Annotated in this window: 23 protein-coding genes; 5 read left to right on the top strand and 18 right to left on the bottom strand. The window is 34.7% G+C overall.

The genetic code is table 11. The annotated features are described in order from the left end of the window. Positions 1 to 52: 52 nt before the first annotated feature. Entirely contained in the window at positions 53 to 1,036 is a 984-nt protein-coding gene (locus tag CFS04_RS00945; protein ID WP_088808729.1) for a reverse transcriptase family protein, read from the bottom strand. Between the two features lie 350 nt (positions 1,037 to 1,386). Here CFS04_RS00945 and CFS04_RS00940 point away from each other — a divergent pair, with 350 nt between their 5' ends. The 4 genes from CFS04_RS00940 (at position 1,387) to CFS04_RS00925 (ending at position 4,474) form a co-directional block, all read left to right on the top strand. After that, positions 1,387 to 1,890, top strand: a complete 504-nt coding sequence (locus CFS04_RS00940; RefSeq protein ID WP_088808728.1) for an RNA polymerase sigma factor — start codon at positions 1,387 to 1,389, stop codon at positions 1,888 to 1,890. Continuing rightward, positions 1,880 to 2,743, top strand: a complete 864-nt coding sequence (locus CFS04_RS00935) for a DUF3298 and DUF4163 domain-containing protein (RefSeq protein WP_088808727.1) — start codon at positions 1,880 to 1,882, stop codon at positions 2,741 to 2,743. Before CFS04_RS00940 ends, CFS04_RS00935 begins: the two co-directional genes overlap by 11 nt. A gap of 13 nt (positions 2,744 to 2,756) precedes the next feature. Continuing rightward, the gene (locus CFS04_RS00930; RefSeq protein WP_088808726.1) at positions 2,757 to 3,590 is read left to right on the top strand and encodes a polysaccharide deacetylase family protein; all 834 of its coding nucleotides are present in this window, start codon (positions 2,757 to 2,759) and stop codon (positions 3,588 to 3,590) included. Positions 3,591 to 3,874: 284 nt separating this feature from the next. Further along, positions 3,875 to 4,474, top strand: coding sequence for a YdeI family protein (locus tag CFS04_RS00925; RefSeq protein WP_088808725.1), 600 nt, complete (start codon positions 3,875 to 3,877; stop codon positions 4,472 to 4,474). Between the two features lie 40 nt (positions 4,475 to 4,514). On the opposite strand, the gene CFS04_RS00920 is transcribed toward CFS04_RS00925, so the two are convergent. The 16 genes from CFS04_RS00920 to CFS04_RS00845 form a co-directional block, all read right to left on the bottom strand. After that, the gene (locus CFS04_RS00920; protein ID WP_240310279.1) at positions 4,515 to 4,733 is read right to left on the bottom strand and encodes a helix-turn-helix domain-containing protein; all 219 of its coding nucleotides are present in this window, start codon (positions 4,731 to 4,733) and stop codon (positions 4,515 to 4,517) included. Then, a complete protein-coding gene (locus CFS04_RS00915) occupies positions 4,730 to 5,158 on the bottom strand; it encodes an RNA polymerase sigma factor (RefSeq protein WP_088808723.1) in 429 nt (142 codons plus the stop codon). The genes CFS04_RS00920 and CFS04_RS00915 overlap by 4 nt, the downstream gene beginning before the upstream one ends. A gap of 195 nt (positions 5,159 to 5,353) precedes the next feature. Then, complete coding sequence (locus CFS04_RS00910) at positions 5,354 to 6,088, bottom strand: LytTR family DNA-binding domain-containing protein (protein WP_088808722.1); 735 nt, start codon at positions 6,086 to 6,088, stop codon at positions 5,354 to 5,356. A 150-nt stretch (positions 6,089 to 6,238) separates the two neighbouring features. Next, on the bottom strand, positions 6,239 to 8,383 hold the full coding sequence (locus CFS04_RS00905; protein ID WP_159457874.1) for a thioester domain-containing protein: 2,145 nt from the start codon (positions 8,381 to 8,383) through the stop codon (positions 6,239 to 6,241). Between the two features lie 454 nt (positions 8,384 to 8,837). Continuing rightward, positions 8,838 to 10,217, bottom strand: coding sequence for a cell wall metabolism sensor histidine kinase WalK (locus CFS04_RS00900; protein ID WP_088808721.1), 1,380 nt, complete (start codon positions 10,215 to 10,217; stop codon positions 8,838 to 8,840). Beyond that, positions 10,214 to 10,915, bottom strand: a complete 702-nt coding sequence (locus CFS04_RS00895; protein ID WP_369821453.1) for a response regulator transcription factor — start codon at positions 10,913 to 10,915, stop codon at positions 10,214 to 10,216. The genes CFS04_RS00900 and CFS04_RS00895 overlap by 4 nt, the downstream gene beginning before the upstream one ends. A 16-nt stretch (positions 10,916 to 10,931) precedes the next feature. Beyond that, positions 10,932 to 11,174, bottom strand: coding sequence for a hypothetical protein (locus CFS04_RS00890; RefSeq protein ID WP_088808719.1), 243 nt, complete (start codon positions 11,172 to 11,174; stop codon positions 10,932 to 10,934). Positions 11,175 to 11,193: 19 nt separating this feature from the next. Further along, a complete protein-coding gene (locus CFS04_RS00885) occupies positions 11,194 to 12,666 on the bottom strand; it encodes a multicopper oxidase family protein (protein ID WP_255377758.1) in 1,473 nt (490 codons plus the stop codon). A gap of 431 nt (positions 12,667 to 13,097) precedes the next feature. Then, on the bottom strand, positions 13,098 to 13,409 hold the full coding sequence (locus tag CFS04_RS00875; protein WP_088808716.1) for a hypothetical protein: 312 nt from the start codon (positions 13,407 to 13,409) through the stop codon (positions 13,098 to 13,100). Between the two features lie 367 nt (positions 13,410 to 13,776). Further along, positions 13,777 to 13,998: a hypothetical protein gene (locus tag CFS04_RS00870; protein WP_088808715.1), complete on the bottom strand. Its 222-nt coding sequence runs from the start codon at positions 13,996 to 13,998 to the stop codon at positions 13,777 to 13,779. A 94-nt stretch (positions 13,999 to 14,092) separates the two neighbouring features. Then, positions 14,093 to 14,752 (bottom strand): TipC family immunity protein, encoded by a 660-nt coding sequence (locus CFS04_RS00865; RefSeq protein WP_088808714.1) that lies wholly within the window; start codon positions 14,750 to 14,752, stop codon positions 14,093 to 14,095. Positions 14,753 to 14,756: 4 nt separating this feature from the next. Then, entirely contained in the window at positions 14,757 to 15,311 is a 555-nt protein-coding gene (locus tag CFS04_RS00860; RefSeq protein ID WP_088814580.1) for a hypothetical protein, read from the bottom strand. A gap of 502 nt (positions 15,312 to 15,813) precedes the next feature. Further along, positions 15,814 to 16,941, bottom strand: coding sequence for a YecA family protein (locus tag CFS04_RS00855; protein ID WP_088808712.1), 1,128 nt, complete (start codon positions 16,939 to 16,941; stop codon positions 15,814 to 15,816). Positions 16,942 to 17,131: 190 nt separating this feature from the next. Next, entirely contained in the window at positions 17,132 to 18,001 is an 870-nt protein-coding gene (locus CFS04_RS00850) for a reverse transcriptase family protein (RefSeq protein ID WP_159457873.1), read from the bottom strand. Beyond that, entirely contained in the window at positions 17,973 to 18,320 is a 348-nt protein-coding gene (locus CFS04_RS12935) for a hypothetical protein (RefSeq protein WP_159457872.1), read from the bottom strand. The genes CFS04_RS00850 and CFS04_RS12935 overlap by 29 nt, the downstream gene beginning before the upstream one ends. Before the next feature lie 375 nt (positions 18,321 to 18,695). Then, positions 18,696 to 19,595: a site-specific integrase gene (locus CFS04_RS00845; protein WP_369821502.1), complete on the bottom strand. Its 900-nt coding sequence runs from the start codon at positions 19,593 to 19,595 to the stop codon at positions 18,696 to 18,698. A gap of 139 nt (positions 19,596 to 19,734) precedes the next feature. Here CFS04_RS00845 and CFS04_RS00840 point away from each other — a divergent pair, with 139 nt between their 5' ends. After that, positions 19,735 to 20,052 carry a helix-turn-helix domain-containing protein gene (locus tag CFS04_RS00840; RefSeq protein ID WP_088808709.1) on the top strand — a complete coding sequence of 106 codons (318 nt, stop codon included), beginning with the start codon at positions 19,735 to 19,737 and terminating at the stop codon, positions 20,050 to 20,052. Positions 20,053 to 20,234: 182 nt separating this feature from the next. Here the strand turns inward: CFS04_RS00840 and CFS04_RS00835 are convergent, their stop codons facing one another. Further along, complete coding sequence (locus tag CFS04_RS00835; RefSeq protein ID WP_159457871.1) at positions 20,235 to 21,557, bottom strand: TerB N-terminal domain-containing protein; 1,323 nt, start codon at positions 21,555 to 21,557, stop codon at positions 20,235 to 20,237. Positions 21,558 to 21,767 lie beyond the last annotated feature (210 nt).

Genomic DNA, 21,767 nt, shown 5'->3' with positions numbered 1-21,767 from the left:
CATTATATTTCCTACCTTTCATTTCGTCAAAAAAAGCTCATGACGCGAAAGGTCACAAGCTTTTAATTTCATTTTGCCATTTCTTGAATTCCTGATCCTCAGGATTCGCCAATAAAATATAGTTGATTTTCCCAAGAAGTGAAAGTTTATAGCAGAAAGCTGCGTTTTGTGTTACCTCAGCCGCTTGTATATTTTGGCGATACGCAAGGTGACTTGTCAGCCCATACTTAGTCGCAAAATAAGCCTCCTGGCGCACTGTTTTCCGGTAGTTTTTAGGAACTTGCACTTTTTCATTGACGACTAAACCTGTCACTTTTTGCTGGGATTTTTTAGTCAAAATTTGTGTTTTCGCTTCATTTACCGTGAAATTCATAGCTTCCAAAAACAATTTTGCCTTGTAATACATTTTTTTCGTATCAAAATCACCAGAAAAAGTCATATCATCTGAATAACGCGTATATACTGCACCCATTTCTTTTGCAACTCGCCCAATATAGTCATCAAATGGCTTTAATACAATATTCGAAATACACGCAGAAGTCGGGGCACCTTGTGGTAAACAGTCATGATAGCAACATAAACTCGCAAATAGTGCGCTTACACGCTTAGGAAACAACGCTCTTGGAAAAGCAAAATTCATCACATCTTGAAATAAAATACTTCCAAAAAAGTTTTCAATATCTAATTTTAACACGTATTTTTGACCTACATGCCCCGCCGCATTATCTAAAATACTAACACCCGTTTTATAAGCAGTGGCAAATTCGGAAACCGGTCGCTCGGATAAAACAGCAAATAAAATGCGCTTTTGCACCGTCTTAAGTAGCGGGCTAGGCGCACAAATCGTCCGCTCACTTCCGTTCCGCTTCGGCACCTGAAAAAGCGTGTAATGATCTTCAATATGGTTGGAAATCGCGTACAACGCCCCAATTTGTTTTTCTTTTGACCAATCAGACGCGCCAAATAATTGTAGCGAATACAGGAAATCATTGATTTGTGCGTTCGTGGCATAGCCAAACACATCTTGATTTTGCATAACGCTCACACCTTTTTGTCCAAAATAAAAGAGGCAATACTAAAAATCGATCCGTAAAATGCGGAGATGTACTTGCCGACAGGCCAGCACATTTTAATGTGCAGTTGTACATTGTAGCATTTTATGGCTAATGCTCGAATTCTTGTGTTCAGATGACGACTCGCCATCCTTGTCTAACTATGTGATTAGACAAACTATTGCCTCTTCAAGGCGATTATAACATAATCATGTATGAAAAACAGTGAAAATCTGTTAAGCTAGCACTGAAAAAAATTTTTTGTAAAAAAACAAACTTTTTGCTATGCTGTATCGTCTATTAGGTATATGCATATTGAGGGGGCCCCTGTTCGATGAAAGAAGAAATACGCCATCATTTTGTTGAATGCATAACCGTCTACCAAGCTGACTTTTATCGTTTGGCATATAGTTATGTTAAAAATGAAGCGGATGCACTGGATATCATCCAAGATGCCATTCAAAAAGCGCTGCTAAATTTAAACTCTATTCAAAAACCAGAAGCGCTAAAAAGCTGGTTTTATAAAATTGTCATTCGAACGGCGATAGATTTTTTACGTAAAAATAAAAAATTAAAGCTGGTCGACGGAGAAACTTTAGAATTAATTAGCCAGCAACACGTGGATTGCTATGAAGATATCGATTTAAAAGAAGCGCTTGAACGACTGCCTATCAAATATAAAACTATCATTGTCTTGCGTTACTTTGAAGATTTGCGGATTGACGAAATAGCCGAAATTATCGGCAAAACCAGCAGTACAACTAAAACAAGGCTTTATAAAGCCCTACAATTACTTCGCATGGATATTCGCAAGGAGGATTTATTCGATGACAAATAAGAACTTTCAGAAACTAAGAAGAGCCTATAAAAACATTCCCATCCCAAGTGAATTAAATGAACGTGTCAATCATGCTCTACAAACTCAGCCAAAGAAAAAAAAGCACTTTCTAGCTTGGAGCGCATGTAGTGCCGTAGTAGTTTGCTTGATGTTTTTCGTTGTAGTGATGACGAATTCAACAGTTGCAAATGCAATGCGGAACGTGCCCATCTTAAATCAAGTTATTGCCGTCGTAACAGGTAGTCAGTTTAAGGATAAGACTGAAAAAAACGAAGCCTCAATTGAAACGCCTGAAATAAAGGGACTTTCAAATGATGCCTTTGCGAAACAAATCAATAACGCTTATATCCAAACGAGCGAAGAGCTATACCAAGAATACAAAGAATATGTTTCAAAAAAAGGTGAGCACTATAGTGTTACAAGTTATTATGACACACTTGTTAACACCAAGCAGCTTCTTGTAGTTCGCTTCACAGTGGAAAAGACCATGGCGAGTAGTTATGTTCAAAATGAATATATCACACTTGATAAAGAGAAGCAGAAACTGGTGCGCTTAGACGATTTATTTAAAGATGATGATTATACCGTGATTTTACAAGAGTATATTAAAGCACAAATGAAGGCGGAAATGTCAGCAGATGATTCGGATAAAATTTATTGGGATGAAAATGAACTGGAACCTATTCTAACAAAAGAATACTTTGAAAATCATTTTTATATTGATCAAAATCGCAAACTCGTTATCACTTTTGATGAATATGATGTTGCCCCTGGCTACATGGGTCCGATATCATTTGTCATCCCAACTGAGGCCATTCAAGCTGAGCTAACAAATACAAATTATATTTACTAAAGGAGTTTTTTAAATGCGTAAGAAAAGGACGCAGAAAAAGCGAGTCAGAACACTGTCTCTGACTCTCTTCGTCCCACTTTGTATTATCCTATTGCTTTTACTTTGGAAAGTACCAAGCTATTTCACAAGTCAAGCAAATGAACATTCCACTGTTTCAACCAAGCGTACACAAGAAAAGCCAGATAAAATCAAAAAAGAAAAACCAAAAGCTCCTCCTGTGGAAAAAATAGACAGTAAAACAGTCTTCCTTACATTCGACGACGGGCCTACCCCTTTTTTAAATCAATTCATGGATTTTCTGACAGCCGAAAAAACGCCAGCGACTTTCTTTTTTGTCGGCAATAATTTACATCAAGCCGATAAAAAAACATTCCAGCGTTTAAAAAGCTCTCCTTTCAAAGTTGGCCTACATAGTTACACCCACGATGCCAAATTACTTTACCGCAAGAATAATCCAACTTTCCTCGAAGAAATGAAGAAAATGCAACTACAACTGCAAGAACTTTCAGGGATTTCGACCAAGCTCATTCGAGCCCCTTACGGGAGTACTTACTTAACAGATGCTGAATATGCGAAAGCAAAAGGTGAAGGGTTTCATCTACTTGACTGGAATATCGATAGCAATGATTGGCGCTATAAAGATGATACAAATCAAGTCATAAAATCAGTTTTAGCACAGGTGAAAAACTTAGAAGATTCTGGTAACCCCCTTATCATTTTGTTCCATGAAAGAAAAAGCACGCTGAACGCACTTCCGTCTATTATTAAAGAATTGAAACAACAAGGTTATCATTTTAAAGCTTTTAGCGAAGATACACCATATTATCGGAATTTTAAAGAACGTTAATTAATCATTTTATTTGAGGAGGCAGCTCATGAAAATTCTTTTATTTTCTTGCAAATTTCTACTGGTTGTCGTACTTATTTTCTCCATTTTATGGATAGCAAGCATTCCTGTCGCAGGTGATTTTAGTGAATTTAAATCTCTCTTTTCTACTACGACAAGGTTTTTGCCAAATCATTACTGACATACAAATTCCTCGTTTTATGTTATAATTTTCGGGTAATGTTTTATTTTTCCAACTTTTGGCTAAAGAAACAACATGATATTGAAGAAACGAGGTGCTTTTCGTGACCGAAAGCAAAATGAACCCGAGAATTGATGAGTATTTAAGTAATGTAAAGCAGTGGTATGCTGAATCTGAAAAACTACGCTCCATTCTTTTAACGTGCGACTTAACAGAAGAATTAAAATGGGGCAAACCTTGCTACACATTTGATGATAAAAATATCGTTATCATTCAAGGTTTTAAAGCCTATATGGCTCTCCTCTTTTTTAAAGGTGCTTTATTACAAGATCCCGATGATATTCTTAAAAAAACTGGAGAAAATACGGTTGTTGGGCGTCAAATTCGCTTCACTTCCCTAGAAGAAGTCGAAAAACTTGAAGACTCCATCAAAGCTTACGTTAATCAAGCCATTGAGGTGGAAAAAGCAGGGTTACAAGTTCCTAAACAAGAAAAACAAGATATTCCTATCCCGCCAGAATTCCAAGAAAAACTCAATGAAAATCCAGAACTACATGAAGCATTTTTCGCACTCACGCCTGGCAGACAACGTGGTTATATCCGCCATTTTGCAGAGCCAAAACAATCCAAAACTAAAATAGCCCGCATTGAAAAATACATTCCAAAAATTTTAAGCGGAAAAGGTTTAACAGATTTTAAATAACGAAGTAAACCGGTTATCCTCGCGGATAACCGGTTTTTTACTATACTTCAAATAAGAGGATTGTTTCTGTCAATTTATTTTCCAGACGTTTCCGTATTTCCTCATCAATTTGAAAAAAGGAATTACCGTACTCATCGACAACATTCCGCGTAGCAAGCGTATTAATATATGGCATATAGCGCTGTAAAACTTTTTGAATGGCTAAAGCATCACCTAAAGTCGCCTCACAAATAATTTCGTAGTGCAGCAGCTTTTTCATAAGCATTTTCCTTCAAAATAAAGCTGTAACAAACTTAGCGCCTGATTGCGCCATCTAGAAACTGTTCGCCTAACCATGCCAAGTTTCTCCGCTATTTCATAGTCAGACATTCCTAAAAAGTAATAGTAAATAACCACTTGTCGGAATGTTTCAGGCAGTTCTAAAATACCATTTCTAATGACTTCACTTTTAATGATAACTTCACATTCTTGCACAACTATGAGTTTATCGCTCATAAACAGTTCATCTTTTTTTATAAAGCCAAGTTTAAACAGCTCACTTGGTGAAACTAGCGAAAGTGAAGTTTCCCTTTGACGCTTCCGTTCCAGCTCCTTATAAATATTCCGTACCTCATTTTTTAAAACTTTTTTACAATAAGCATCAAAAGTGTGTTGCTTATGCACACGATGTTTCTGATTTAACATAAGTCGTTCATCCCCTTTTCTTTGCTTTTTACTATCAGCATAAGAAAAGAAATTACTTGAAACATGCGCTTGCTATAAATAGGCTACTATTATGTCATAACCGGCAACCAATTTTGACATTTTCAAATTGGAATCCCACAGATTACGAAAGGCACAGAATATTTTTTATGCTAAATCTTAAAAATTTAAATGTGCTTATTCATAAACAATCCCCATTTTTTTACCAATAAACTGCTGGTATTTTTCAATGACATATTTTTTCTTTGCCCGACTTATATGAAATTGATCGTTGGTATATAAAAATATATCATCTGCCGTTATTTTTCTCACATAGGAAAGATTGATAATAACGGAATTATTAATTCTCACAAACAAATATGGGTTTAAATTTCTTTCAACGTTCTTTAGCCGACCATAAAAATTATACTCTTCCAATTCCGTTGTTAAAATATTCAATTTTCTCCCAAAAGATTGAATTACCAAAATATCTTTATTTTTAAACTGATGACGTTCATGTCCTTTTTTCAAAAAAACATAGTCAACTTGACTCATAATTTCTGCTATAGCAGCATCTAAATGAAGTGTAACCACTTTTTCAGTAACTGGTTTGATGATGTAGCGAAATGGCTGAACTGAAAATGTGTCGATTTCATATAAATCGGCGTTGGTCACATAAATAATTAGAGCATCTTTCTCGATAAAACGGAGTTTCTTTGCTGTTTTTATTCCATCTAAAGGTTTTTTTCCAATATTTAAGAAAATGATTTTGTAGTGAAATTCATTCGTTAGCACATACGTTAAAAAAGTTTCATCATCTTCAAAAATATCAATTTCCACCTTTTTCATCTCATTTTTTCTGAAGTAGCATAGCAATTCTTCTTCTAATTTAGTAGCATCCATCTTTGAATCATCTACAATTGCGATTCGCATTCATTATCCCACCTTTTTCTATGATTCCCCCTTAATCTCATTATAAATTGTTCATTTTATGCATACAATTTTATTTCTTATAGTATTAAAAGCTGCTGCGCGATCAAAAAGGATGATTTCGCAACAGCTTTTTTTCAAAAGAATTCGGCTTTACTCTTTTGAATTTTTTCTTCTTTTGCTGCTCCAAAACAATGTAAGCCCAGCCATTAATATAACTAATCCGATAAATAAAGCCATTTTATCCATTTCATCACCGAGCTGTGGCATCTCTTTCATTTTATAACGGTTTGATAGAAAATCTTTTGATGCGTCATCTGTTGAAGTCAGTGTTGTAATTTTCTCTTTTTCACTGTTCGTTATTTTCACAACAATTTCGCCGTTATGGCTGCCGTCCACCGTAATTTTCTCTGTTGCCCGGCATAGCGAGTAACCATCAGGTGCATCCGTTTCAATAAGCTCATATTCCCCGAACGGAACTGGCGCTGTTGTAACCTCACCATTTTTGTCAGTTGAAAACTCTTCTTTGCCATCTACCGGAACATATAATTTGGTCGTTAAATCCTTCAATTTGAATTTTGCAGGATTTCTCTTAATCGGTTGCTTCGTATCCGCATCTATTTTAATCACTTTAATTTGCTCTTTAATAACGTTTTCTTTTACTGTAACCGTTGTTGTAGCAAATTCAGAAAGAACATCATACTCCAGCTTAAAATGATGCTTTTCCACGTCCAACTGATACCCAAGCGGCGCCTCTTTTTCAAGCCAATAATAATCATCAAGCAGCAAATTGCTTACACTTGCCCGACCATCTTCAATTGTAATCGTATCGATTAATTCATCATCACTTGTCCGGTAAAGTTCATAAACCGCACCGTCTAGTTGCGCCATTCCTTGGGGCTTAGCTCCCGTTTCCGAGTCTTCCTTAATTAAAATAGCTTCGCCTCTTTGTTCTTTATCAAAAGCAGCAGCATTCACATTTGTGATTGCTACGTCTTGTCCTGCATATTCAAGTTTAAAAGGAATTTTTGCAGTATTTAATAAATAACCAGCTGGTGCAACTTCCTCCTGAAGATAATAATTCCCAAGTGGAAGTGCTTGTGATGTAGCGACACCCGTTTCACTGGTTTGAAGTTCAGCAACCCGAACGTTTTCACTCGTATAGACCCCGTAAACTGCACCTTGCAAGCTGTAGTATTGATTTGGCATCGCGGTACCAAATTCTTCACCTGTTTTAGCTAAGGAAACAGTACCTTTTTGCTTGGCATTATCCAAAATGATTTCAACCGTCTCAAGCGGCTTAACCGTGATTTCATGACGCGCTCTCAAATTATGATAACCATTCGGCGCTAAAGATTCTGAAGCCGTAACAATCGTCCCTTCAGGAATTCCTTGAAGTTCTGCAACTCCATTTGCATTCGTCACAACTTTCCGCTCTTGATCCCCGTAATTAAACTGAATCGTCGCGCCTGGAAGTGGCGCTTTCGTTTCTTGGTCAATTTTCATAATCCGAACACCGCCAAGTTTTTTAACTCTCACATTTAATTTCGCTTCCCCGCGGTCTTGCAATTTGAAATCTGTTAAGCTTTGAAAGTTAGCTCTGTGGTACACAATTGAAGCACCCACCACATTATCTGGAACTTTCGTAAATGTTAGCGCCCCAGTAGAAGCTGCACTACGTTCTGCTTTAAGACGTAACTTAGTTCCCTCTTTTTGAACAGAAATATTCGCTGTATTACTGACAAGATTCAGCCAGTCTGTCACATTATTCGTATCATCAAGGACCAATTCCTGGCCTTCAATTAAAGTGATTTCCTGATTGTGCCATGAAGGTTGTGTGTTATGTTTTTGGATTTTCAAATTAATTTGATGTTTTCTATCCCAGTAATTTGGAACTGAAGTCCACTCTAAACTATCCCCAAATGATTCCCAAATCATCAATTGGGTGACCGCAAAATCCGTATACGTTTGGTTTGTATTTGTGAAACCATAATAAGCTATTTTAGATAGACGATCTTTCTCGGCATGGAAATATTCCTCTGCGTAATACCCATCAGATGAATCTGCACGAGCGCCCGAGTCAATACAAAAGACGTCCTTCCCGTCCATTTTCATATTCCAAATATCATCATTATTAGCGTAATGTCCATTTGAAACACTCGTTCCAGTATAATAATATCCAGTTTCATCCAGTTGTAAATATGCTGCAGATCCAGTTTTCGGAAACAAAACACTTACTAAAAGAACCGCTAATAAGATGATGCTAATTATTTTTGTCCCCTTTTTTCTTTTTTGCATTTTTCCCCATCCCTTCTCGGTAGTTGTGTTTTTCCATGGTGAATAAGACAACGCTCCTCCTTTCAAAACCATGGATTCTGAAAGAAAAACAAATTTCCTTTCATTACTACTACAAAATAATTTTGTTTTTGGGACAAAAAAAGCATGATTTTTAAAAAATCATACTCCTACTCTTCACTTATTTAAAAAAGATTTCGTAATAACTGGGTTAAAAAAGATCTTTCTTCGGATGAAAATTCGATTTTCATTAAGGATGCTACTACTAGAAACAATGCTAGCACACAAAATACGATGATTATTTTTTTATAGCGATTCATGTTTGCCCCCGTCTCAATTCAAATAAATTATTTTCGGTATTATTTTTTAATGTATCATAAAGAACTACATGGCGTCTACCTAAAATGCACAAAAAACCTATAGACGCTTTAAACCATCTATAGGCCCAATAAAAACCTTATTTAGGTAGTTGAATAATAAAAATACTACCTTTACCAAGCTCACTTTCGACACGAATATTCCCTTTATGTGCTCGAATAATTGATCTGGCAATGGCAAGTCCAATACCTTTGCCACGAGAGCCGTTATTTCGTGATAAATTCGTCATATAAAATCGATTAAAAATGTATTCCTGTTCCTCAATTGGGATGCCCTCGCCTGTATCCATCACTTTAATAATAACCTCATCTCCCGTATCTGCCGCTTGGACAATGACTTTTCCAAGAGCAGGCGTGAATTTTAAAGCATTGGCTAAAAGATTCGTGATGACTTGGCGAATTTTGTCTTCATCTGCAACTAATTCGATTTCAGGACTAATAATTTCTAACTCAACCTCTTTCGCCTCATACTGAGCTTCAAAATTATCACGCAAAGTAAACAACATTCTTTTTAAATCAAAAGGTCGAATATCTAGATTTTCGATATGGCTTTCAATCGCTGATATTTGCTCAATGCTCCCAATAAGACGAGTTAATCGGTCCACTTCGTCATAACAGCTTCTCAGACGCTCTGGAGTCACCGGCCAAATCCCGTCAATCATCGCTTCAATGTGCGCTTTTACAGTCGTTAAAGGGGTTCGAAGCTCGTGCGCTATATCTGTTGTCAAACGATTCCTTAATTCGTTTTGTTTGCCTAAGCGACGTGACAGTTCATTAATCGATAATACAAGCTCATTGATTTCAATTGTTGAACTTTCTGGCAGCATCGTTTCAAGCCGATTTCCTTCTGCAATTTCTTTTGTCTTCTCATTCAAGCGAACAAGTGGATAACTCAGTCGTCTAGACATCCATGTTACGATAAAAGTCAAAAAGAAAAAGGCAGAAATGGAAACAATGAGTAGATTCATTTTCATATCGCGCATAAAAGCAAGGTCATGTTTGGTATAATTTAATGGACCAACATAATGAATGTCTAACGTTGCAATTTCTCGACCATTCGAATCTTCAAGATTAAAAATTTTCGTCATTTCTTCCGTTTTAGTTGGGTTCTTTTCTTGCAGCGCTTTCATCTCTTTCTGGCTGTCAATTTGCTCACTTTCTGTTGGTGAGAAAATTGAATTTCCCGAAACATCAAATAGAATGTACCATTGTCCCTTAGTAGCAATAGATTCATTAATTTGCCTAAGCCGCTTCGTATCCCATGTATTCGCATCCTCATTGTAAGCGAGCAAAACGCTGTGTTCCGTTTGCTTAATCATTTCATTTTGTTTTTCCATAATGTATCGTTCAAAATGCGTATTCATTAAATAAGCTGTAATAAAACTAATTGAGCCAATAATGAGGACCGAAAGCGCTGCAAATCCGAAAATAAGTTGCGTCTTAATCGTTCGTTTTTTCATTCTGCACACCCAAATCGGTAGCCTTTCCCGTGTATTGTTAAAATAAACCTTGGTTTTTTCGAATCAACTTCTATTTTTTGTCGCAAATTCTTAATATGGGAATCAATCGCTCTATCGGAATTTATTGAATCACAACCATATAATGCCTCAACAAGCGCCTCTCGCGGAAAATATTGCGTCGGATTCATCGCCAATGTAACGAGTAAGTCAAACTCCTTTTTAGTCAAAAAAATCTCTTCTTCGTGTAAAAATACTTGCCGAGAGCCCGGATAAATAATTAATGTTCCTTGATCAAAGGCTAACTTATTATTCTTTTTGCTCATTAAACTTCCGCTTCGCCTAAGAACCGTTTCAACTCGCATAACAAGCTCTTTTGGGCTAAATGGTTTGACGATGTAATCATCTGCGCCCAATTGTAAACCTGTTAAAATATCTTGCTCTTTTGATTTGGCTGTAAGCATAATAATCGGTGTATCGTCCCCGCTTGCTCGAATTTCTTTGCAAATCTCTAAACCAGATTTATCAGGTAACATTAAATCTAAAATGATTAAATCTGGGCTACTTAACGTATATTTCTTGAATGCAGTTTCACCTGAATTTGCCCGAAATACCAGATAATCTTTGGCAACTAAGTATGCCTCTACAACATCTAAAATTTTAGGCTCGTCATCTACAATTAAGATTTTCAATGTGAACACTCCCCGCGCTGATGATTTATAAATATTTCTTTTTATGCAAATACTCCTCTTCATTGATGTGACCGCGCATGAATTCGTTAAGTAAAACTTGTTCAGGCTGTTCACTAGAGGAGGCAAATTCAATTTTTTCCTTCTCGCGACTCATCATGACATACATGAGAAAACTAATCGCTGCCATCATGACCACCCAGAAAAGCAGCATCAGAAGCATTCCAACCGTCCCCCCACCAAAAATATAGTCACACAAATCTCCAATCATTTTCACACAACTCCTTTTTCTACAGCACCTTGACTTGAGCCATCATACCGTTTTCCTCATGCTCAAGGTTATGACAATGATACATAAACACACCTTTTTGATTAAAGCGGATTTTTAGCTTGACCGATTCATTTGGCGCAATCACAACCGTATCTTTCAATCCCCGTTCATTGCCCATGGTAGCCCTTCCATTTCGGCTTACAATTTGAAATTGCGTACCGTGAATGTGAAATGGGTGATTCATATCCCCCATCATGCCACCTTCATTTGTCACCTCCCAAATGACTTCCGTACCTTGCTTCACTTCCTTGTCAATGCGATTCATATCAAATTTCTGCCCATCAATTGCCACCATATGCCCCATTCCAGAAAGCGTAATTTTGTCCACCTTCGCATCTTCAGTTTCCATAGGGGAATCAATTTGGTTAAGCACTTGTTGTGGGTTCTCGGTTCGAATAAGCGAATCCGCCACATTGAAACGTAAAACGGTTGCCCGACCGTCTTGTAACGCCACTTTCTTATTCCGTACTTTTGTAAAATCTAAAATAATTTCTGCTCGCTCACCAGGCGATAGTTTTAAATTTGTTAGCGACACTGGTTTCAAAAGAAGTCCACCATCAGTCGCGATTTGCGTGATTTTGGCACCATTTGAAAGGGCCAAGTTATACTCACGCGCGTTTGAACCGTTCACCATTCTAAGTCTAATTTTATCATACTTCACATCAAGATACGGACGGATAGTCCCATTGATGACTAAGCTTTCGCCTTGTGTCCCGTCGCTGTTTCGATCGTTCGCATAATCAAATTGGTTGTCTTCCATAAAATTGCGGTCTTGTATAATCACTGGAAAGTCATTTTTCCCATAAGCTGAAGGAAGGTTTTTACTCTTTTGATTTTCATCATCAATATAAATTAAGCCGGCAAGGCCCTGATAGACTTGTTTTGCCGTGTTGCCTTTCGGATGAGGATGAAACCAGAGTGTCGCTGCATCTTGCTTCACAGTGAAGTTGACCTCTTTTTTACTATATTCAGGAATGGTTTGGTGCGGCCCACCGTCTGAAACAGCAGGTACAACAAGCCCGTGCCAGTGGAAACTTGTTTCCTCGTTCAAACTATTTTTCGTTCGAAAGGTTACTTTTTGACCTTTCTCCAGCCGAATAACTGGACCTAAATAATTTCCATTATAACCAAGTGTCTTCGTTTTTTCACCTGTTTTTATGACTGATTCGCCAGTTTTTGCTTCAATATCATAAACGACCCTTTCATCATTAACCGTCGATGGCTCAAGTATATCCGGTATTTTCAGTGGCCGAGGCGCTTCATCTGGTTCTTCTTTTAAGGTAACAACTTTATCCTCCGCTCCCATGTCCATATTGCGATGTTCATTTGGGGACATATTTTTATTCATCAGCCAAAAACCAATTAATAAAATACTTATCAGCAGTAAAACACCAATAACAATGCTCCAAATTAAACTTTTTTTCAATCTCACCCCTCCTTTATACATATAGGTTAGCAAAACTCTATGGAGAAAATATGGAGAATTTAGAATGCGCCTCCATATTTCCTCCACGTTATCATGGTATTGTATAAATGTAGTAAACAGCTTTTTGCTGTTTGCTGCCCCACCTAGTTACCAAAAGAGCGAACTGGCCTTGTCGCTTTTTTGGTTTTTTTTGTTTAAAAAAAGCAACAATCAAGTGGAAAACCATTTGATTGTTGCTTTTTTAATTATCTTCCAAAAACTCGTCGCGATAAGATGGATAGTTGCTAAAAAAGTATTTCGATACAATAAAATGTTCTGTTTCCTCGTAGTCTACTTTTTGAATTGTGTCCTCATGATTGAATAAAAAAATGGCAGCATCCGGACACGACTGAAGTGCACCGCGAAAGTTGGACTTCTTGACTGAATTCAATGTTAATTCAGAGCATATGATTGAAATATCCATTTAAATCATCATAACTTAGTTCAGACTCAACCACTTTACATGAAATTGCCTTAATTGTCATGATACCTTTCGGTGTATTGATTATGAATTCGGAAAATTCACTATGTATTTTTTCGTTAATTCCAGTTATTGTCATAGTACTTTCAATATTCATGGATTTAACTCCATAAAATAATATATCTATAGTAGTATTTAAATCTTCGACACTTCTGAGCAATAATGTATTTAATGATACACTATATTTCCAAATTCTAAATTTCCTTTTGTCAAAGTGATTTTTCAGCATTTTATTTCCTCCAAATAATCATACTATTTATTTTTGAACTTCAAGTATTGTCTAGGCGATTTTCCATCAAGTCGCAAAGATATTCGCTCATTATTATAGTCTAACATTTATGGACCACCTCAGACATTATAATAGGCGAATGTGTGGCGATAATAAATTGCGCCCCTTTCTTCGCTAAATTATTTATCGCCTGAAGCAAAGTTAGTTGGTGACAAAGCCGCTTCCGGTTCATCCAATAAATACACGCCATTTTCGGAAAAACGATTCAAAATGACTGCCATAAAAGCCTCACCATGCGATTGTTCATGAAGAGATACCCCGCCCCGTAAGAATCAATAATCGGATTCCCACCACCTTCTTTATCCAATTAATCTATCGTTGTAGCTAAATTATACAAGTTTTCTGCTCTTAAAAAGAAAGATTGATCTGCTCGTTTTATTCCCTTCACAACCCGAATTGCATCACTTAATTGGCTATGCGTTTCTTTCGTATAGAAAGTAAAATTTTTTGTACAGCTTTCTGGATTCAATCCGTAGTTAACCGCCATCGCTTCTAAATAAAGTCGATTTTCCCATGCCGTTTCCGCCAACAAAAAACGTTATATTTTTATCAAAAATAAGTTCTTCGGTCTTTTGAATTGAATGATTAAATATTTTGAACCTCATAACTTTTTCTTAACTATTTTAATATTTTTTCTTTATCTCAACTTCACCAAAATCATCTTGCGAAAATTGACTGTCATAAACAGAGCACCAATCCGTTAATAACCTGCTTCTTAGGAGGTCTTCTCCTAAATTTTCTATTTCTTCTAAACTTGTGCCCTTCTCTACGAAATATTTCTCTATATCTTCTTTATCTTTTGTAATGACTTGTTCGTCATCTAGTATAGCTATTCCTTTTGTTAATATTTTTGCTTTGACATCATAAATATAGCTAATCTCTGTAAATAAGTTATCTCCAAATTGATACATAATTACGATTGTCACCTTATCCTTTTTCGTAATATGTTGCTTGCTCTCTACCATATCCTCATTTATAAATGAAAAAATGTAGTACATATCTTTTACTCTCATTGGAAGCGAACTTTTCTCATACTTTTCATAAAATATTTGCTCTCCTATATTATCAGCACCAGCACGATTCCATTGCTCCATACCTTCCACTCTTGCTAAAGCAGCACCACCATTGCCAGGCATATCTAATGCCTCTCTTTCATCATAAAAAATCTCATCAAATATATTCTCTGCCTTGGTACTTTGTGTAATGTTTTTGGTCGAAACAAACGCCACAACTATCATTAATAATAGCACGACAATTGCTATGATTTTTGTTCTCTTTTCCATAAGTTCATTTTCCTTCTTCTGCATAAATTTTTAGTTCATTTAGATCATTTTCTAAACTTTTTATAAAATTATATGATGCTGGAGATTTTTCCTTTAAGCTATTGAGCCTCTCAGATTCTGTCAGCACCCGTTCCGTGTTCTTGTAAGGAACATCATATCGTTCTTCAAATTTTGTCTGGTATGTTTCACCATTAATTGTATATTCAAAAACAGGCGTTTCCGATTTTAGTATTTCAGATTTGACATATTCAAAATCTACGTTGTCTTTAAAAGTCTCCGCCCTTGTATATTTCCCATTCTTAATATCACTATAATATTGATTAGAAGCTGTTTCATAACTTATCTTTTTGTTATCCATCAAATGAAGTATATTCACTGCATCCAAATCGGCTTTATAATCATCATTCCCTAAGATTGCTTTCATTCCTGCCGCTTGCGATGTCGCATCCCCTCTCCATCCTGATAATTCATTAACAAACTCATGATTAAATCCTTTTCCATGAATTAGCCCTACACCATTCGCTAATCTAAAATAATTATCATTTAGATTGCTAGCCATCGTTATCATTTGATGTGAATAGTCAGCTTTACCTATATACCTTTTACAAGTATTCCATAATTCCTCAAATTTTTCATTAGATAAAGTTCCAAAATACGATTCAAGATTAGCTTTTTCATTGTAATACGATTCGGTGAAGTATGTGAGAAAAATCAAATAAATAGTACAATAAAAGTGCAATGAATTTAAAAAAAGAGCTAAAAACCCTTATTACAAAAGGCTTTCTAGCTCTCCTACTACTATTCCCACTCTAACCTATTCGCTAGGGCTAAAAAGTCAGCGAGTATTGGCATAGTTTCGTATCGTATTTTTTCAGGTCACAATCAGGATTACAGTAGCAACTATATCGAACTTGCAACTCAGCTCAAAATTGTGTTTCTTGTGTTTGCTTAAAATGGGTAGCTGAGAAAGTTCTATACAAGGTGGTGCACAGTAAGGGTTACAAGAATTAATATATAACTCTTTTTTACACTATAAACGTAGTAGCTATTAATAAAAATATTTATTGTAGTTTGTATTTAAATAAATCTAGTTTAAATGTGCTGAACATACTTTTAAATCTCAGTTCCTGATTTGGGCTAATACATCCCAAAAAAGCTGTTGTAATTAGCTCTTTTTCACTTGAAGTTAAGATTTTATCAATCAGTAGGGGAGAGAAATAGACATTTTCACTGTATTCTGCTAAACAATAAGTCAAGAAAGAGAAAATCTTATTATCCTCTTCACAAGAGTTTAAAGATTTGATGAAATTTTCATAGCATTCATCCTCTTTAAATCTGGAAACTATAATAATAGTTTCAGTTTCTTTCGGGATTACAGATAAATAAATACTTGGAACAAATACAGATTCATTATAATTATAAATATCCGCAGCAGTCTTTCCTTCTATATCAACACATACACCAATAGCTGTTGTTGCTGTGAATGCAGTTTTAAAAGGTAGAACTTTAACAAAGCTTTCTAATTTATCAAAATCGCGAGATTCAAAAATACTTTTAAATCGCTTATAATCAACTTCCATATCCCTTATAGTTAATTCGTTCCCCCTATAATTATTCGATAATTGCTTGTTTCTTGTGGTTTCGGGTGATTTCTTAAAGAAAGAAGAATAACTTTTTTTTAGTCTATATTTTCTGTGAGCTTCAAAACAATGAGCTCTAAAAGCAAACCAATAATTTTGTTCAGCATTTCCCTCGAAAGGAATATCTTCTATTGTTTTGAAGTAGTCTTCATCATGATGCTTACAAAAACCATCAAATACGCTTGCTTGATTTTTTCCAATTTTTTTAAATTCTAATTTTGGAGTTAAGGAATTTTCTTGATAGTTCATCTCCAACATATAAACATGGTTTTCATCAGCAATTAGGTTTAAAACGCCATTTTTTTGCAAAGAATGGGCACCTATATGACCGTAGTTACAATTAGTATCAAATCCAAAACATGTTTTAAAATCGGTATCTCTAAAATGTTTATGAGCTTCTGAATAGAGTCTTTTGGCATTATAATTCTGATTACTATAAGACATATTTTTGCTTTTAGCGAAACAACAAAATTTGTATTTTTTCCCGCTTTCACAAGGACAAGGTTCATAGGGACTAAATACATAAGGTGTAGTCGTGTAGGGGTTCATAATTATCCTCGTTTCATACTAATGATATGTACTTTCGTTTTACATTGAAGATTTTTTAGTAAATGTAGTAATTAGAATATTAAGAATAAGAAATATTTGAAACAATAATAATTAGAAAAGGTGTTAGTATTTTGAGAACTCACAAAAAAGATTGCAATTAAACGATATCCTTTACATTTATCTATATTCTCTATAAGAGTTTTCTTATTTCTTTCACCTTGTTTGAGTAAAAAGATAAGTCTCTATCAAAATCATTCTTGTATTTATCAATAGATCTCATGGATGCTATACAACCTTGAACTTTATTGCAAAGGGTAATGATAGTTTTTTTATCAATTTGAGTTTCTGAAAAAATACTTTTCATTAGTAGATCAAAGTTTTGAATCATTTGTAATTGTATTTTACCGGGTATTTCAAGACCATCTGGTAATACAATAACTCCAGTAAGTTTACTACCTCGATTGAATAATGCTCGTGTTTTATTTTCATTTACCTTCAAATCATATAAAGAAATTGTTTTTTTGATTTGTCGTAGTACGGATTTATCAATGTACTTATTTGACGACAAAGTTAGATCGTCATAATAACACGAGTAATTAAGACGATTCAAACTAGCTATTTCAGCTATTTTGCTAAACATATCAATGTAAGAAAAAAGGCTGATTAATGGACTAGTAGGATAACCTTGAGGAATAAATCTATTTTTTGATAAACCAGATTTCTCAGTTACAATGAGGGTTAAAATTTTTGCAACATCTGTAGACATAGCTAACTTATTTTTGAAAAAATTATAGACATAAAAATCGTTTGTAGAAGGGAAAAAATTTTTTATATCAATTAATAAGAGAGAACTTTGAGAACTATGGACTTTAGCATTGTCAATATAGCTTCTTCCTTTAATCCCACCGTATGCAAAGGAAGGAGCTTCTATTTGCTGCAAGTAATGGTTAATCCGGTTGAGTACTTTTCTTTGGGATACATTCGGGTCAAAAAAGGTTCTGGTTTTTTCATTTTTAGTTTTTGTAAAAGAATCAGCACAAAAAAGAGGTTCTATGTTCATTAGAACCTTTTGGTCTATTTTTAATATGTAAGATAAATGTTTTTTTGTAGTTATTCCATATAATTTTGTAGTCGTATAGTTCATGAGTAGTGTGCTCTTTCGAATAATAGAGATTAGAATAAAGTGTTTCAAGTAAGTCAGTTATGACGGACACTATAAAATCAGAATGCTTCAAAATAGTGAGTGAAAGAGCTATTCCTCCTTTCAGAAGTGCATAACCTTTAATCACTTTTAATAATGATTTAAAGGTTCGATTATATTTTTCTGATTTTCTGCGCTCTATACGAGTTTTAAAGGCTTTTTTGGATCGCTTATCCATAAAATTTCCTCCTTCCTTATATATTAGGATGGTAAAACATCCCCCCTGTTTGTTATAAGGAATTATCAGAAATAGAGAGCTTATTCTAATCTCCGCTAAAAAACCCTGTTTTTGTTATAACACGCCCTATAGGGTAATCAGTTTATTGCTACTCACAAGCAAGGTACATGTTATTACATATTTGTATGCCAATATATGCTTGAAATGACGTTTAGCATTCACATGACAAATAGCAAAAATAGGTTTGGGTTTCAGAATACATACGTTGAATAAATACTTATCCAACAAATAAATTCAGGGAAATTCTGATTGGGTACTCGTACTGTAATTATAGCAAAATAGAAGGAGAGTAACAACATTTCTCCTTCCACACTATTAATAATCATATTTTATATTTTGATTCCCGGTGAACTTAATTTGATTTATTTGGGAGGTCTCTATTTTGATGTTTCCAGTGATATTATTTGCAATGACCTCATCTCTATTCGGATACATATGAGAATAATGTTTGAGGGTAATTTCAGGCCCTGAGTGGCCTAGTCTTCTAGATAACATAAGAATATCCACATTAAACTCATTAATTAAATACGATGCATGAGAGTGTCTTAAACCTTTAGATTGGATTTTATGGATCCCTGCAAGTTTGGCGTAACGTTCAATAATTCTGGCAATCGTTGACTTTTGCATTGTGTTTCCATTGTAGCTGAATATGAAATTAGATGTACAATGTTGTGCTTGTCTTTTTTTCCAATTCATCAAAATTTGGAGAGTATAATCATCCAGTGAAATGATTCTTTTTCCATTTTCGGTTTTTGTGTAGTTTTTGCGAACCCAATTCTCTTTATTTTTTATTTCAAGCATATGATGAATTCGTATAGTCTTCTTTTCAAAATCAATATCATTCCAGTAAAATACACAGGCTTCGTTTACACGACTGCCAGTAGTGAAATAAACCCAAAGCATAACGAAGTTGAGATGTTGATAGTAGTCAGAAATACAAATTTGCGAAACCACTTTTTCAAATTCTTCTTTTGTCCAATAAGGAATATTCGCTTTTCCTTTGATTTCGCCAATTTCAGCCGTGTCACCTTCAATATTTCCAGTCCGTAAAACTTCATCACCTTGAATAACTAGCTTGACCTTGAGATAGTCATCATATCGATAATAGGTTCCGTCCTTAAGAGTGTCTTCTTTTTCACTCTTTCCACCTCCACAACCAGTTAAAATTATTGTGCTTAAACAGATTATTCCTAGTCCCTTTAGTGCTTTTTTCATTTCTAAATCCTCCTTTTCATAGTTGTTACCAACATATTTCATCAAATAGTTCATTATAATGCTATGTAAATATTCACTAAATCAAGGTGTCTATCTTTTGAGTAACCTCGTAGCATTATAATGAAAGGTGGGTTCCTTAATGGATGATTTAAATCAAATTTTGGTGGATTGTTTGAAAAAAGTTCGAACTAGGTTGAAAATAAGTCAAGAGAAATTATCTTTGAAAGCAGAATTGGATAGACATTATGTAAATAAGTTAGAAAATGGTCGTTTTAGTCTCTCAGTGCCCTCGCTAGATAGGTTGATAAAGGGATTAGGTATTTCATATCAAGAGTTTTTTGATTTTAACAGAGAGGACAATGATGCATTAGAAAAGGTGGATGGACTTTCTCCTAAAGAAAAGGAAGATTTGTTAGTTCAGTGTATAAAAATAAGCGACCTGCTCAAAAAAGAGTAAGTCGCTTTTCTTATATTTAGACGGCGGCTAAGGCCACAACGAATTTATGTTCGAACTGGTATTTTCGGTTTTACCAAAAGGGCAATATACAAAATTGCCAGTAGGTGAATAAAATAAAAAAGCCAATTAAATTTAAACCAGCTTTTACTATTTTTAGAGATATTATAAACTGCTCTAACATCTTATTTTAATTTATTTTTTTCGTTGAGTTCTATTGCTCTAGCAAGGCGCTCGTTTAATTTTGAATTAAAGCCAACGTTCTTTATACCAATTTTTAAAATTTCTACTTCATCATTGTAGCGTTTTTGTTTACGGTATAGAATACCTAGTCTTTCATAGAGCGCTGGGACATCGAAATTACCTTTTACAGAGCGTAACAACCATTCCTCGGCGTCTTTATAGTTTCCTTGTTTATAATAATTAATACCTTTAATTTCTTCATCAAATCCATCTGCTGAAGGTTCTTTTGACAAGAGTATTCTTTCTTTCAAAGTTAAGTTATCAGTTGGAACGAAAATGGATTGTTTTTCTTTTTTTGGTTGCTTTAATGTAGTGATGTGTTCTGACGATGTTTTTTTACTAGATTTTCGTAAATTGGCAACATCTACTTTCGTTTTTTCATGGCTCTCTTTTAGTAATAGATAGATATCAGATTGAATATCAGAGTTTAGGAGCGTATTTGGGTATTCAAATTCTCTATTTTTTATAGAAATATTTGATAGTGCAAACCTTATTTTTTCGTGTGTATCTAATGTTATTGATTTATCAAGTTTATAAGTTTCGGAACCAAATTTTTTTAGCAATAATTCAGCTAGATTTGTTTGGAATATTTCAGGTGATGACTTTATATATCTATTATTGGTAAAACCTACTCCCTTTGACAATAACATTAAATCTTGCGCACTAAATTCTCCGATGAAAAATCCTTTAACTAGGAATAGTAACTCAGGTCTTAGGGTATCCAGATTTATGTTAAGTAATATACTAGGGTCTTTCTTTTTCATAGCTGCGTATATTATAGCGTCATTAGAGTACGAGATAAAAGAACGATTGTCATGATATTTTTGAAGTGTTGCTATCATTTTAACTGCGTCATATAAATCTTCATCTAAGAAAATTTTTCTTTCTAAACCATAGTAATATACAAAAACATATCCAATATCTATATTTGCGTGGATATTTGTTAAAAATGTTAAATAGTTATACCTTTGTTCAGGTGACATTTCATAATAGGATGGATAATACCCTAATGGTTCGGCCCTTCCTTTAATGACAGGCAGAGTGGTTATTATTTCTGATGGTTCGAAATCACTTTCAGAACTAAGTGTAATTTTTATCCCGTTATAAGTATTCGTATTTTTATTTACAGTAGTTCTTGTTTCAGAAATGAAAAGCAGTTTCCTTATATTAAGTGGAATAGATTTAGTGTAAATATCTAAATTAGTTCTTGTATTGGTTTCCGTTTTAGAACTTTTTTTCTTCTTAAATAAATCAAATAACCCCATCTTCATTCCTCCCAAAATACTATATATTTAATTATATCAAAGTTTTTAAGTAGAAATCTTTATTCTCTCGATAGTGTCTAATAAAAAAGCCAGCCATTTCTGACTGACTTCGTGGTTACATTTGCAGTTACTACTAATCTGATTTAAGATGGAAATTCAATCAAATTCCAAGTTTAACATCAAGCAGAAGGCTATTAAATCAACATTCTA

It is taken from the genome of Listeria sp. ILCC796 (assembly GCF_900186175.1).
In the GTDB taxonomy this organism is placed as follows: Bacteria; Bacillota; Bacilli; order Lactobacillales; family Listeriaceae; genus Listeria; species Listeria goaensis.
This window is presented reverse-complemented; position numbering and strand designations above follow the sequence as displayed.